Annotated in this window: 13 protein-coding genes; 12 read left to right on the top strand and 1 reads right to left on the bottom strand. The window is 61.2% G+C overall.

What is annotated here, in order from left to right:
• The first annotated feature begins 139 nt into the window (after positions 1–139).
• The 4 genes from AC1D35_RS12285 to AC1D35_RS12270 are packed head-to-tail and all read left to right on the top strand — an operon-like array spanning position 140 to position 3,831.
• A complete protein-coding gene (locus AC1D35_RS12285; RefSeq protein ID WP_113299552.1) occupies positions 140–913 on the top strand; it encodes a GntR family transcriptional regulator in 774 nt (257 codons plus the stop codon).
• On the top strand, positions 910–1,941 hold the full coding sequence (locus AC1D35_RS12280; RefSeq protein WP_113308659.1) for an SIS domain-containing protein: 1,032 nt from the start codon (positions 910–912) through the stop codon (positions 1,939–1,941). The genes AC1D35_RS12285 and AC1D35_RS12280 overlap by 4 nt, the downstream gene beginning before the upstream one ends.
• The gene (gene nagA, locus AC1D35_RS12275) at positions 1,941–3,092 is read left to right on the top strand and encodes an N-acetylglucosamine-6-phosphate deacetylase (protein WP_113308660.1); all 1,152 of its coding nucleotides are present in this window, start codon (positions 1,941–1,943) and stop codon (positions 3,090–3,092) included. Before AC1D35_RS12280 ends, nagA begins: the two co-directional genes overlap by 1 nt.
• 10 nt (positions 3,093–3,102) lie before the next feature.
• Positions 3,103–3,831, top strand: coding sequence for an SIS domain-containing protein (locus AC1D35_RS12270; protein ID WP_113308661.1), 729 nt, complete (start codon positions 3,103–3,105; stop codon positions 3,829–3,831).
• A gap of 142 nt (positions 3,832–3,973) precedes the next feature.
• Here the strand turns inward: AC1D35_RS12270 and efp are convergent, their stop codons facing one another.
• A complete protein-coding gene (gene efp / locus AC1D35_RS12265) occupies positions 3,974–4,543 on the bottom strand; it encodes an elongation factor P (protein WP_113299556.1) in 570 nt (189 codons plus the stop codon).
• Between the two features lie 150 nt (positions 4,544–4,693).
• Between efp and epmA the strand changes: the two genes are divergently transcribed.
• The 8 genes from epmA to AC1D35_RS12225 all read left to right on the top strand — a co-directional run bounded on the left by epmA (position 4,694) and on the right by AC1D35_RS12225 (position 14,104).
• A complete protein-coding gene (gene epmA / locus AC1D35_RS12260) occupies positions 4,694–5,758 on the top strand; it encodes an EF-P lysine aminoacylase EpmA (RefSeq protein WP_113308662.1) in 1,065 nt (354 codons plus the stop codon).
• Complete coding sequence (locus AC1D35_RS12255; protein WP_113308663.1) at positions 5,755–6,807, top strand: lysine-2,3-aminomutase-like protein; 1,053 nt, start codon at positions 5,755–5,757, stop codon at positions 6,805–6,807. Before epmA ends, AC1D35_RS12255 begins: the two co-directional genes overlap by 4 nt.
• Before the next feature lie 264 nt (positions 6,808–7,071).
• Positions 7,072–7,323 (top strand): acyl carrier protein, encoded by a 252-nt coding sequence (locus tag AC1D35_RS12250; RefSeq protein WP_113299559.1) that lies wholly within the window; start codon positions 7,072–7,074, stop codon positions 7,321–7,323.
• Complete coding sequence (locus tag AC1D35_RS12245; RefSeq protein ID WP_113308664.1) at positions 7,323–8,504, top strand: acyl-CoA dehydrogenase family protein; 1,182 nt, start codon at positions 7,323–7,325, stop codon at positions 8,502–8,504. Before AC1D35_RS12250 ends, AC1D35_RS12245 begins: the two co-directional genes overlap by 1 nt.
• A gap of 4 nt (positions 8,505–8,508) precedes the next feature.
• Positions 8,509–9,417, top strand: a complete 909-nt coding sequence (locus AC1D35_RS12240; protein WP_113299561.1) for an amino acid--[acyl-carrier-protein] ligase — start codon at positions 8,509–8,511, stop codon at positions 9,415–9,417.
• On the top strand, positions 9,408–10,388 hold the full coding sequence (locus tag AC1D35_RS12235) for a DUF1839 family protein (protein WP_477938626.1): 981 nt from the start codon (positions 9,408–9,410) through the stop codon (positions 10,386–10,388). Before AC1D35_RS12240 ends, AC1D35_RS12235 begins: the two co-directional genes overlap by 10 nt.
• 16 nt (positions 10,389–10,404) lie before the next feature.
• The gene (locus AC1D35_RS12230) at positions 10,405–12,879 is read left to right on the top strand and encodes a glycoside hydrolase family 2 protein (protein ID WP_113308665.1); all 2,475 of its coding nucleotides are present in this window, start codon (positions 10,405–10,407) and stop codon (positions 12,877–12,879) included.
• Positions 12,880–12,925: 46 nt separating this feature from the next.
• Positions 12,926–14,104: a glycosyltransferase family 4 protein gene (locus AC1D35_RS12225; protein WP_113308725.1), complete on the top strand. Its 1,179-nt coding sequence runs from the start codon at positions 12,926–12,928 to the stop codon at positions 14,102–14,104.
• Positions 14,105–14,191 lie beyond the last annotated feature (87 nt).

The raw sequence follows: 14,191 nt of genomic DNA, 5'->3' as shown, positions 1-14,191 counted from the left end.
GATTATATCTTTACGAAGAACTGAGTTCGTATTTCCTGTCCTGATTAATGAGACCCTCGCGGCCAACCGCGAGGGTTTTTTCTTTGGTGAAGCGAATCCGGCTTGCCGATTGGTTCTAAATAGGTTCTATTGTGTATCCATGGATAGAACCAGTCTGATAGCGGAACTGAATGGCCGTGGGCTGCGCGATGAGGCGGCAACGGGACCGCTTTACAAGCGGCTGGCGCAGGGCCTCACCGGCCTCATTCAGGAGGGCCTCTTGAAGCCCGGCACGGCGCTGCCCGGCGAACGCGATCTGGCGGAAGCTCTGAAACTCGGCCGCGTCACTGTGCGAACAGCCTATCGGGATCTCATGACATCGGGTGCGCTTGAATCCCGGCACGGCAGCGGCACCTTCGTTTCCAGCAAGGTCGAGCGTATGGAGCAGTCGCTGTGGCGACTTTCCTCCTTCTCGGCGGACATGCGTTCACGCGGGCGCTCGCCGGCGGCCCAGATCCTGTCGCGCACCATCAACAGCCCATCTCCGGAAGAGTCCTTCCTGCTCGGCCTCAGTGTCGACGAGCCGGTGCTGCGGCTCGACCGCCTTCGTTTGGCCGACGGGCTGCCACTCGCCATCGAACGCGCCGTCGTTCCGGTCAAGTTTCTTGGCGACAATGCCGGCGGCGAAGGCTCGCTCTACGATGCGCTTGCGCAGAGCGGCCACAAGCCGGTGCGCGCCATGCAGCGATTGACGGCCGTCACGCTCGATCCCTCTTCGGCCGCTATTCTTGATGTCAAGGCCGGTGCGCCTGCGCTTCTGATCGAGCGCGTATCGCGCCTGGAAGACCAGCGTGTCGTTGAATACACCCGCTCGCATTATCGTGGCGACGCCTATGATTTCGTCGCCGAACTGAGAATTGGAGATGACCTATGAGTGAGAACCAGTCGTTGATGCTGCAGGAAGCGGGCCAGTCGCCCGAAGTGGTCGCCGCCTTGCTCGAAAAGGAAAAGCCGGTTTTTGCCGAAATCGCCCGGCTGTTTTCGTCCGCCCGTCCGAGCGTCGTGACGACGGCGGCGCGGGGCTCTTCCGACCATGCAGCGACCTTCTTCAAATATCTCTTCGAGATCACTTGCGGCGTGCCGGTCGCCTCGATCGGCCCTTCGATCGCCTCGGTCTATGGCGCTTCCCTACATCTGAAGGGTGGCATCCACTTCACCGTTTCCCAGTCGGGCGCCAGTCCCGATATCGTGGCACTGCAGGAAGCGGCCAAGAAGGGCGGAGCGACGACGATCGCCGTCGTCAACGTCACCGACAGCCCGCTCGCCAAGCAGGCCGATATCGTTCTCGGCCTCAATGCCGGTGCCGAAAAGAGCGTTGCCGCGACCAAGTCCTTCATCGCATCGGTTGCCGCCCTTGCCGGTGTCACTGCTGCGATCGGCGGCAAGGCCGATCTGCAGGCCGCTATCGAGAAGCTGCCGGCCGCTTTGTCTGCGACATCGGGCATCGATACTGCTGCTGCCGAGGGTGTTCTGTTCAGCGCCGCATCGCTTTACACAGGCGGCCGCGGCACGGCTTTCGCCATTGCTCTTGAAGCGGCGCTGAAGGCTAAGGAAACCGCAGGTCTTCATGCCGAGGCCTTCTCGCTTGCCGAACTGATGCATGGCCCGATGCGCCTCGTGCAGCCGGGCTTCCCGATCGTCGGTTTCGTGCCTGAAGATGCTGCTTTCGACAATAATGTGAAGGCACTGGATCGGCTGCAGAAACTTGGCGCCACGACCGTGCCCTTCTCCACAAAGCCGCTTGCCGGCGTCAACCTGCAGGTTCCGACGACCGGCAACGGCCTCGTCGATCCCCTGGTCTCGCTGCTCGTCTATTACCGCCTGATCGAGTCGGTCACCCGCCGTAAGGGCTTCGATCCGGACAAGCCGGCAAACCTGCTCAAGGTGACGGAGACCGTCTGATGAGCCGCAAGATCTTCACGGGCGCCCGTATCTTCGACGGAGAGCGCTTTCATGACGAGCGGGCGCTGATCGTCAAGGACGGACGCGTCGAGGCGATCGTCGGCCTGAATAAGCTGCCCGAGGGCGAAGTCGTGACGCTTGATGGAGGCGTGCTGTCTGCTGGCTTCGTCGATGCGCAGGTCAACGGCGGGGGTGGTCGTATGCTGAACGACGACCCATCGCCGGTTTCCATGTACATGATCGCCGATGGACATCGGCCATACGGCACGACGGCACTGCTGCCGACGCTGATCACCGACACGGCCGAGGCAACGGCAACAGCGATCGAGGCGGCCAAGGTTGCGGTGAAGACGAACCGCGGTGTTGCCGGCCTGCATCTGGAAGGCCCGCATCTGGCGCCGGCGCGCAAGGGCGCGCATCTCGCCGAGCTCATGCGGCCGGTCGAGGACAAGGACGTCAAGGCCTTCATCGCTGCGCGCGAGGCGATCGGCACGTTGCTCGTCACCATGGCGGCGGAACAGGTAACGGTTTCGCAGGTGCGCGAACTCAGCGAAGCCGGCGTCATCGTCAGCATCGGCCATTCCGACAGCACGAGCGAAGCGGCGGAAGCTCGTTTCGATGCCGGTGCCCGGGGAGTGACACATCTCTTCAACGCCATGAGTCAGCTGGCGCATCGCGCGCCAGGGCTCGTCGGGGCGGCGATCGATCATCCGGCGGTCTGGTGCGGCATCATCGCCGATGGTCACCATGTCGATCCGAAGGCATTGCGCACGGCGTTGCACGCTAAGCGTGGCGAGGGCAAGCTTTTCTTCGTAACCGACGCCATGTCGCTCGTCGGCTCGGAGAAGGACACGTTCATGCTCAATGGCCGCACCGTGCGACGCGAAAGGGGCGGTTTCTGTTCCAAACTCGTGCTTTCGGACGGCACGCTGGCAGGCTCGGATGTCGATATGGCTTCGACGATCCGCTACGGCGTCACCTATCTGGAACTGACGCTTGCTGAAGCGCTCAGGATGGCGACGCTCTATCCGGCGCGGTTCCTGCGGCTTGCCGATCGCGGCCACCTTTCGCCGGGCGCGCGCGCCGATCTCGTGCATTTCACCGATGCGATCGATGTGACGGCGACCTGGCTCAACGGCGAAGCGGCTTAGGGAGCGGCGGATGAGCGACATTACGGACGCCTATTTCGCCAATCTCATCGGCCGGCTGGAGGAGCTGAAACAGGCCCTTGCGGAGCCGATGGCGCAGGCCGCTGCCGTGATACTCGAGGCTGCCCGTGGCGACAAGCGCGTCTATGTCTTCGGCACCGGCCATTCGCATATGCTGGCGGAAGAAGTTCACTATCGAGCTGGCGGGCTCGCCTTCACGGTGCCGGTCCTGGTCGGTTCGGCGATGCTGCATGAGGGTGCGGTCATCAGTTCGGTCTATGAACGCACGCAGGGTCTGGTACGGCCGATGCTGGAGCGTTACGGCATGCAGCCGGGCGACGTCATCATCATCGCCTCGAATTCGGGCGTGAATGCCGCGCCGATCGAGGCGGCCGACTATGCGCGAGAGATCGGCGTCAAGGTGATCGCCATCACATCGATTGCCTATTCGACAGCGATCGCCAATGGCCGCCGGCGGTTGGCCGATGTCGCAGATGTGGTGCTCGACAACGGATTGCCGCCGGGCGACGCCGTTCTCGATCTGGATGGCACCGGCCTCCGGGTCGGGCCGGTCTCGACGGCGGTCGGGGTGACGGTCATCAACGCTATCTTCGCGGACGTCGCCTCCGAGCTTTCCAAGTCCGGCGATGCGCCGGTCTATCTTAGCGCCAACATGCCGGGTGCTGCGGAGATCAACCAGAAACTGGTGAAGAAATACCGGCCGCGCAATCCTCATCTCTGAGTACGGAGGCCGGCGTTTTTCCGGCCTTTCTCTATATGGCCACGGGCGCCGTCAGGGCGATCGTGCCCTTGGAAGCAGACGTCAAATGAAAACGGCCCGAAGCGGGTGCTCCAGGCCGTTGGAATGTCTGGAACTGATGCGCTCAGTTCTTGGCGCGCTCGACGTAGGAATTGTCTTCCGTCGCGATGACGACGCGGGTGCCGGCGTCGATATGGGGCGGAACCAAAGTGCGGATGCCGTTCGACAGGATCGCCGGCTTGTAGGAGGAGGAGGCCGTCTGGCCCTTCACGACCGGCTCGGTCTCGACGATCTCGAGGGTGACGTGGCGCGGCAGATCGAGCGCCAGCGGAATGCCTTCGTGGATCGACAGGATGCAGGTCATGCCTTCCTGGAGGTAGGCCTTCTGGTCGCCCATAGTGTCAACGTCGACGACGACCTGGTCATAGGTGGCCGGGTTCATGAAGTGGAAGCCTTCGCCATCTTCATAAAGGTACTGGAAGTTGACGTCTTCGACGAAGGCGCGCTCGACCTGCTCGGTGGTGCGCCAACGCTCGGAAACCTTCACACCGTCGACGATGCGGCGCATGTCGACCTGGGTGACCGGCGTGCCTTTGCCCGGGTGGAAATTCTGAGCCGTGAGAACGACGTAGAGCTTGCCGTCGACATCGAGAACGTTGCCCTTGCGGACCGAAGAGGCGATGACCTTGACCATAAGACTTCCTTGTAAGTCGGCTTTCGGCGTCGTAGAGGACAGTCGGAATGGCCCTGAAGACGCAAAATGTTTTTCTTTCGGGGCGCACTAACCTAAAATCGCAGAAATAGCCACCCCCATACCGGCTGAATCCGGCGAGGAAAGCGCTGAATGAACCTCACGAGCGCCAAAGCGTCTCCCTGGTGGACCCCCGCCGTACACGCCGATCGCCGTCCGTTCCTCATGGGGCGCAACGCGATCCAGGCAGCGTTGCGCGGCTACTTCGCGCGTGAGGATTTCATTGAGGTCGATACCGCCACCTTGCAGGTCTCTCCGGGCAATGAGGCGCATCTGCATGCGTTTGCCACACAGGCCCTGACGACAGATGGACAGGCTGCACCCTTCTACCTGCACACGTCGCCGGAATTTGCCTGCAAGAAGCTCTTGGCCGCTGGTGAAGAACGCATCGTCTGCTTCGCACATGTCTATCGCAACCGCGAGCGTGGGCCGCTCCATCATCCTGAGTTCACCATGCTCGAATGGTATCGTGCGGGCGAAAGCTATGAGAGCCTGATGATGGATTGTGTGCGCATGCTGGCGCTCGCCGCCGAAACGATTGGAACCACAACGCTCACCTATCGTGGCGCCGAGTGCGACCCCTTCGCCGGGCCGGAGCGTATCAGCGTTGCAGAAGCGTTCGGTCGCTATGCCGGCGTCGATCTTCTGGCTTCTGTGTCTGCTGACGGCTCGACCGATCGCGAACATCTCGCTGCCGAAATGGGGCGGGTCGGCATGCGCGTTGCCGATGATGACCATTGGGCCGATCTATTCAGCCGGGTGCTGGTGGAGAAGGTCGAGCCGCATCTCGGCTTCGGCCGCGTCACCATTCTCGATGAATATCCGGTTTCCGAAGCCGCGCTTGCGCGGCCGTCGGCGCGCGATCCCCGCGTGGCGGAGCGGTTCGAACTTTATGCTTGCGGCGTCGAGCTTGCCAACGGCTTTGGCGAATTGACCAATGCCGCCGAGCAGCGGCGTCGTTTCGAGATCGAGATGGCGGAGAAGGTGCGGGTCTATGGCGAGACCTATCCGCTCGACGAGGATTTTCTGGCCGCGCTGGCAATCATGCCGGAAGCAAGCGGTATCGCGCTCGGCTTCGACCGCCTGGCGATGCTGGCGACGGGTGCCTCTCGGATCGATCAGGTGCTCTGGGCGCCGGTCGCGGAGTACGGCCGATGAATATCATGCGTCCGATCAAGAGCGTGGACGATCTTGTCAGGGCGGGGCTGATCGAAGAAGCCGAACGGCTGGCGCTCGACGAGGTTGCCACGCGTTATGCCCTCACGCTGACGCCCGCCATGGCGCGGCTGATCGATCATGCCGATCCGGCTGACCCGATTGCCCGGCAATTCGTGCCCGATGCAGCGGAGCTCGTCACCACGTCGGAGGAACGGGCTGATCCCATAGGCGATCATGCCCACAGCCCGGTCGAGGGCATCGTGCATCGCTATCCCGACCGCGTGCTGCTGAAGGCCGTGCATGTCTGCCCGGTCTATTGCCGCTTCTGTTTCCGGCGGGAGATGGTCGGGCCGCAGGGGCTCGGCACTCTCGATGCAGCGGCGCTCACTGCCGCCTTCGACTATATCCGCGGGCATGGCGAAATCTGGGAAGTGATCCTGACGGGCGGCGATCCGCTGGTGCTTTCACCGCGGCGTCTTGGTGAGATTCTCAGCCAGCTTGCAGAGATCGAGCACGTGAAGATCGTGCGCTTCCATACGCGCGTGCCCGCCGTCGATCCGCAAAAGATCGATGCAGAGCTGATCGCGGCTCTGAAAGCGAGTGGCAAGACTGTCTATGTCGCGCTTCACGCCAACCATCCGCGGGAACTGACGGCGGAAGCACGCGCCGCCTGCGCCCGGCTGGTGGATGCAGGCATCGTCATGGTCAGCCAGTCGGTGCTCCTGAGGGGCGTCAATGATGATCCTGATATCCTGGCGGAACTGATGCGGGCCTTTGTCGAGACGCGTGTGAAACCCTATTATCTGCATCATCCGGATCTTGCGCCCGGCACCAGCCATTTCCGGCTGTCGATAGAGGAGGGGCAGAAGATCGTCGCCTCGCTTCGCGGCCGTATCTCCGGGCTCTGCCAGCCTACCTATATTCTCGATATTCCCGGCGGTTACGGCAAGGCGGTAATCGGCGAGAGCGCCGTGAAGACGACCGGGGAGGGCTGCTACTCGATCTCCGATTATCGCGGTGGCGAGCATTCCTATCCGCCTGCCGGTTAACGCAAAAGTGCGCGTTTGGCGTACCATTTCTGCACTCGGCACAGCCGCCGCCAGTTGCGGCCGCTCTGCTTAGACTATATCAAACTATTGATAGAAATTAAGTATTAGGCATCAGCCCGGCATGATTTGTAAAATGCCAAGTATGGGCGATAGTTATATTTAACTAATAACATTAGCGGAATGTTCTGTTTTCCGCACTAAAAGCACTCCCATGAAAAGGCGATGAATGCCGGCTCAGGATCATGAAAATCTGGAGTTAATGGGATGAACAAGACAATCCGCGACCTCGTAGCCAAATTCGGTAAGCTTCCTGTTTCGATTGATCAGGTTGCCGATGATGCGGATCTCTACACCGCGGGTCTGACGTCCTTCGCCTCGGTGCAGCTCATGCTCGGCATCGAAGAGGCATTCGACATCGAATTTCCGGATAATCTCCTGAACCGCAAGTCCTTTTCCAGCATTTCAGCGATCGCCAAGACGGTCGATCTCATTCAGGATAGCCGAAAGGTCGCCTGATGAACTTCCCGGTCAAGATCACGGAAGACAGCCTCGTCGCAAGGGCTGCTCGCGTCGCCGAAATTGCGGCAAGGCATGCGGATGCCGTCGATTTTGAGGGCCGGTTCCCGCAGGAAGCCGTAAACGCGATGAAGGCCGAGCGTCTGTTCGGCATCCAGATTCCCCGCCATCTCGGCGGCGAGGCCGCTTCCATTACCGATATCGCCGAATTGTGCTCGGTGCTCGGTCAGGCCTGCGCGGCAAGCGCGATGGTCTTCGCCATGCACCAGATCAAGCTTTCAAGCCTTGTCGAACATGGCGTTGACAGCGAATGGCATAGCGCCTTCATGCGCCGCATAGTCGCCGAACAGCTCCTCATCGCCTCCGCCACCACCGAGGGCGGGATCGGCGGCAATCTGCGCAACAGCATCTGCGCGATCGAAATCGACGGTGATACCTGCCGGCTGGAAAAGGACGCAACCGTCATTTCCTACGGTTCGCATGCCGACGCCATTCTCATCACCTCGCGCAGCCATTCGCAGGCCGCCTCTTCCGATCAGGTGCTGACAGCTTTCCTGAAAGACCAGTACACGATCGAAAAGACGCATGTCTGGAATACACTCGGCATGCGCGGCACTTGCTCCGACGGCTTCCTGTTCAAGGGCGAGGCGCCGGCTGTACAGATCCTGCCGAAGCCTTTTGCTGAAATCGCTGCACAGTCGATGCTGGCATCTTCACACCTGCTCTGGAGCGGTGTCTGGTACGGCATCGCGGTTGACGCCGTTTCCCGCGCTCAAGCATTCGTGCGTGCCGCCGCCCGCAAGTCTCCCGATGCCACGCCGCCCGGCGCGCTTCGCCTCGCGGAGGTCTCCAACCTTCTGCAGATGGTGAAGTCGAACGTCGTTGCCGGCCTCAAGGCCTATGAAGACGCCAAGGCTGACGGCGACAAGCTTTCTTCGATGGGTTTTGCCGTTGCAATGAACAACGTGAAGATCGCTTCTTCCGAAACGATCCTGGAAATCGTCAATCATACCATGCTGATCTGCGGCATCATGGGCTACAAGAACGGTACGCCCTTTAGCCTCGGACGCCATCTGCGCGATGCCCATTCCGCGCAACTCATGATCTCGAACGACCGCATCCTCGGCAATACGTCGAGCATGCTTCTTGTCCATAAGCAGGACACTAGCCTACTGGGGTAAAGCCATGGATATGCAGACCTCGTTTCTGGACCGGCTCTTCGAGTCCGGTCTGCTGATCGATACCGGCGTTGACGGTCTTTACGGCCGCAGTGGTCAGTTCGAAGACGTTATCGCCGCCTTTGAACGGCTGATCGATAAGTTTGGCGGCGCCGATGGCGCCGAGGCGATGCGTTTTCCGCCTGGCATGAACCGCGCACTCTTCGAAAAGAGCGGGTACATGAAGAGCTTTCCGCAGCTCGCCGGCACGGTGCACAGCTTCTGCGGCAGCGAGCTCGACCATATGAGCCTGTTGCAGTGCATGGAAGTCGGCGAGGACTGGACGAAGGACCAGAAGGCGACCGATATCGTGCTGACGCCGGCAGCCTGCTATCCGCTCTATCCGACTGTTGCCAAGCGCGGCAACCTGCCTGCCAAGGGCGGCCTCTTCGATCTGCAATCCTATTGTTTCCGCCATGAGCCTTCCAAGGATCCGGCTCGTCAGCAGCTCTTTCGCATGCGCGAATATGTCTGCATGGGCACCGAGCAACATGTGACCGATTTCCGCCAGAGCTGGATGGATCGCGGCCTTGAAATGATGAAGCAGGTCGGGCTCGACGTTACGATCGATGTTGCCAACGACCCCTTTTTCGGCCGTGCCGGCAAAATGATGGTCAATAACCAGCGTGACCAGAACCTGAAGTTCGAACTCTTGATCCCGATCACCTCGGCGGCAAATCCGACGGCTTGCATGAGCTTCAACTACCATCAGGACTCCTTCGGCGTGAAGTGGGGCCTGAACCTCGAAGACGGCAGCGTCGCCCATACCGCCTGCGTCGGCTTCGGCCTGGAGCGCATCGCGCTCGCGCTCTTCCATCACCACGGTCTCGACGTCAAGGAATGGCCGGCAAGTGTGCGGAAAGTCCTGTGGGGCTGAGCGGCACGATGACATCGGTCTTTGCGGGTATCGACCCTGATGCCTACAAGCCGCATGCGCTGCATTCCAACGAGCGCATATGGCCGGAGACCAATTGCTATATCGATCTCTGGATCGAGGTTCTCTCGACCTTCGGCGTTGCGCCGGAAGCCATGCTCGGTTTTACGCTGACGCAGGATTTCGAGGGCGACCAGTTCACCTTCTTCAAGGTGCCGTTGGAGGATCTCGAAGCGCTCTACGGCATCCGCGCCACCGAGCTTGCGATCTACGACCGTATCGAGCGGCATATCGAGGTGCAGACAGCCCGCGGGCGGCTCTGCCTCATCGAAATGGATTCCTTCTACATGCCGGATACGCGCGGCACCGCCTACCGGCAGGAGCATGGCAAGACCACGGTCGCGATCAACCGGCTGGATTTTGCCGGCAAGCGCGTCGACTACTTCCACAATGCCGGTTATTTCCGCATCGAAGGCGAGGATTTCGACGGGCTGTTCCAATCCCATCTGACGGACGAGGATGCGCCGTTCCTGCCCTATACGGAATTCGTCAAGTTCCCGGAACGCCCTGTCGGCGAAGCGCATCTGCGCGAGGTTTCCCGGCGTCTCCTTGCTTTCCATTTTCGTCGCCGCCCGAGCGCCAACCCGATCCGCGCTTTTGCCGAGGTCTTTCCGCTGCAGGTCGAAGCAGTGGCCGATCGGCCCTTCGGCTTCTTCCACAAATATGCCTTCAACACGCTGCGGCAGGTGGGTGCGAATTTCGAACTTGCTGCCGATCATCTGACCTGGCTTTCAGCCGGCGAGTTTGGTGTTGCCGCTGAGGAGGCGCGCCGCATCTCGGAAGGGGCGAAGTCGGTTCAGTTCCAGCTTGCCCGCGCGGTCACCCGCCACAAGTTCGAGCCATTGAAAGCGGCACTTGATCCGGCAGCCGATGCATGGGATTCGATGATGGCATCGCTTGTGGAGCGAGTCTGAAGCCGGAGATCTGACCATGCGGGGGCGGTTAGCAAGCATCGGAGCTGAGGAAAGCTTGCTTTCCGAAGGGTGGAATCTGGTTCTGACCGAGCCTGATGCCTGCGCGACACCCCATGATATTCACCTTTCCGCACAGTTCATTCCAGCGCCCGTTCCGGGCACGGTCGCGGCCGCGCTCGAAAGGGCTGGTCTCTTCGACCGCGAAAATCCGCGGGCTCTGAACACCAAGGACGCCTGGTATCTGACCCGCCTGTTCGATACGGAGCCGGGTGAGGCGATCCTGCGTTTTGAGGGGCTGGCGACGATCTGCCATGTTTTTCTCAACGGCCAGGAAATCCTCTCTTCCGAGAGCATGTTTACTGCGCACGAAATGCCGGTGACGCTGACAGGCGGTGATGAACTGGCGCTTTGCTTCCGGGCGCTTGGCCCTCGCCTTGCGGAACCCGGACCGCGTGCTCGCTGGCGGCCGCAGATGATTACGCCGCAGGGGCTGAAGAATGTCCGCAACACGTTGCTCGGGCATATGCCCGGCTGGTGTCCGGAGATCCATGCCGTGGGGCCATGGCGTCCGATTTCGCTCGTGCGGCGAGGAGTGGCTGCGGTCGACAATGTCTCGGTACGCGCCATGCTCGAGGAAAACCGGGCGGGGCGGCTCAGCGTTTCCCTTTATACCGATGGCGAAGAGCCTGTGATGCTGCTGCGCTGCGCTGGCGTCGAACAGGGTTTTGAGAAGATCGGCGACCGGCATTATTCGGCGATCCTCAAACTGCCCGAAGTCGAGGCATGGTGGCCGCACACGCATGGTGTGCCACATCTCTATGACGTGACGCTGATCCTCGACGGCGAAGAACACTCGCTGGGCAAAACGGGTTTCCGGCGGATCGAGGCCAACCATGGCGCTGACGGCAGCGATTTCGCGCTTCTCGTCAATGGCGAGCGGGTCTTCTGCCGGGGCGCGGTGTGGACGACAGCCGATATTGCACGGCTACCGGGCGAGCGGGCCGATTACGAACCCTTCCTGCGGCTTGCGGCCGAGGCCGGCATGAACATGATCCGCATCGGCGGAACCATGGCCTACGAGACACCTGATTTCTTCGCGCTCTGCGACGAGCTCGGCCTGTTGGTCTGGCAGGACTTCATGTTCGCCAATTTCGACTATCCGAAGAATGACAAGGCGTTTATCGGCCATGTGCATGCCGAGGTGGAGGAATTCCTGCACGGAGTGCAGCTCTCGCCCTCGCTTGCCGTGCTCTGCGGCGGCAGTGAAATCCACCAGCAGGCCGCGATGTTCGGCCTCCCCTCGGATTTCTGGAGCGGGCCGATCACCGACGAGATCATCCCGGCAATCTGCCAGCGCGTGCGCCCGGATGTCCCCTATGTGCCGAATTCGCCCTATGGCGGAGCGATGCCCTTCTCGCCGAACGCCGGCGTTACGCACTATTACGGCGTCGGAGCCTATATGCGGCCGCTCGATGATGCGCGACGTGCCGAGGTCCGTTTCGCGGCCGAGAGCCTGGCATTTGCCCATGTGCCGCAGCAGAGGATGCTACAGCGGCATCTCGATGTGCCATCGGTTCACAGTCCGCTCTGGAAAGAGCGGGTCCCGCGCGACCGCGGTGCCTCCTGGGATTTCGAGGATGTGCGCGATTTCTATCTCGGGCTTCTTTACGATCTCGACCCGGCCAGGCTCCGCCGCGAAGACCCTGAACGCTATCTCGATCTTTCGCGTGCTGTGACGGGTGAGGTGCTGGAGGAAACCTTTGCCGAATGGCGGCGCAAGGGATCGTCCTGCAATGGCGCGCTCGTCTGGACCCTGCAGGATCTGTTGCCAGGGGCTGGCTGGGGTGTGATCGATTCCACCGGCGAGCCGAAGCCCGTCTGGTACGCAATGCGCCGCGCCTTCCGTCCTGTCCAGGTCGTCTTCACTGATGAAGGGACGAACGGGCTTTACGCTCACGTTATCAATGAAACGGACAAGGTGGTCGCTCTCGAACTCGATGTCGCCTGCCTGCGCGATGGGCGCCAGCAGGTGGCAAGCGGCAGCAAGGCCTTCAACCTTGACCCCAGAAGCGTGGAGCGCATCGCCTGCACCGACCTTTTCGGCGGCTTCTTCGATGCGGCCTATGCCTTCCGTTTTGGCGCGCCGTCACATGATGTGAGCGTCGGCTGGCTGCGGTCGACGATGGACGGCGGGCTCCTGGCGCAAGCTTTCCATTTTCCTCGCGGGCGGCCGAAAGCCTTCCACGACGCGACGATCGAAGCGTCCTTCATGCGCGAGGGCGACGACTGGTTCATCACGCTTGCGACCGACAGGCTGGCGCAGTCGGTGCACATCGATGTCGAAGGCTATCGAGCGGAAGAGGACTGGTTCCATCTGGCGCCGGGTCCGGCCAAGCGGGTGAAGCTCATTGCCGCTGCGGGCACCGATGGAGAAGCGCTGCCGACCGGTGAAATCAGGAGCGTCGGCGCCTCGCGCCGTTTCGCGCTTTAAGGACCAGGGAGCGGTCATGACGATCAGAGTGCAGGCGGAAGAGGCTTTGCGGGGCGTCTATCGGAGCGTGCGCGGGCATCTGCTGCAGCGCCTCATCGTCAAATCGCGCCTTGCCTTCAATCCGCGCCGACCTGTCGAGATCGTCGGCTATCTGTCGATGGCTGCAGGCGTCGGGGAATCCGCAAGGCTTTGCGCTGCCGCACTCTCGAAGGCGGGTAGAGAGATCATGCTTGCTGACGTCAGCACCCATCCGGACGAAGACAAGCTGGTGGAATGGGCACCGGCGAATCTCTCCGACGGTCAGCCGGGAAGCCGCATATGGCATCTCAATCCGCCCATGCTGCCGCGCGCGATCCTGAAGAAGGGGCTCGGTAATTTCACCCGCACCTTCAACATCGGCTACTGGGCCTGGGAGCTCGAAGTGGTACCAGCGGAATGGCGCAATGCCGTGCACTATATGAACGCCGTCTTCGTTCCCTCGGAATTCACGAGACGGGCGATCGCGCCGCATACGACCGCACCTGTCATCGTCGTGCCGCATCCAGTAACCGAGCGCCCGGCGGCTGAAGGCATCCGGCGGAAGTTCGGGATCGCCGATGACGCCTTCTTCGTGTCGTTCATCTTCAGTGCCGGTTCCTCGATCAACCGCAAGAACCCGCAGGGCACGATCGAGGCCTTCAGGCTGTTCAGCGCTGAATGCCCCAATGCCTTTCTCCTGATGAAGGCGAGTGGCAATCCGGCAAGGGACGAGACGCTTCGAGCAGTCATGCAGTCCGTCGAAGGCGATCCTAATATCAGGATCGTTACCGACAATCTGACGAGTTCGGAGATCAACGGCATTATCCGCGATTCCAACGCCTATCTTTCCCTGCATCGTTCCGAGGGTTTCGGCCTGACGGTCGCCGAGGCGATTATGCATCGCACGCCTGTCGTCTCGACCGGCTGGTCGGGCACTGCAGACTTTTGTGACCCCGATAATACCTGGCTGGTCGAGCCGTCGCTCATTCCCGTCGTCGATAGCCATCCGGAATTTGCAGATCTCAAGGATGCAGTCTGGGCCGATCCTTCGCCGGCGGCAGCGGCAGCGCATCTGAAGAGCATCCATTCGGATACAGATGGTGCGAGGCGGAAGGCGGAGGGGGCCAGGGACTATCTGATGCGCCATCTTGCCGAGCACAGCTATGACAAGGCGCTTTCAAGGCTTTCGGCGATGCAGGTGAGCTAAGCTGAGGGCGTCACTCCCCTTTATTTTAACATTTCCAATTTAGAGATGGCTTGTTTTTGGCCGCGATGCGGCGTGCAACGGATGGAT

Source organism: Rhizobium sp. P1_E6, assembly GCF_056405875.1.
The sequence above is the reverse complement of the archived record's forward strand: the minus strand, read 5'-3'. Positions and strand labels throughout refer to the sequence as shown.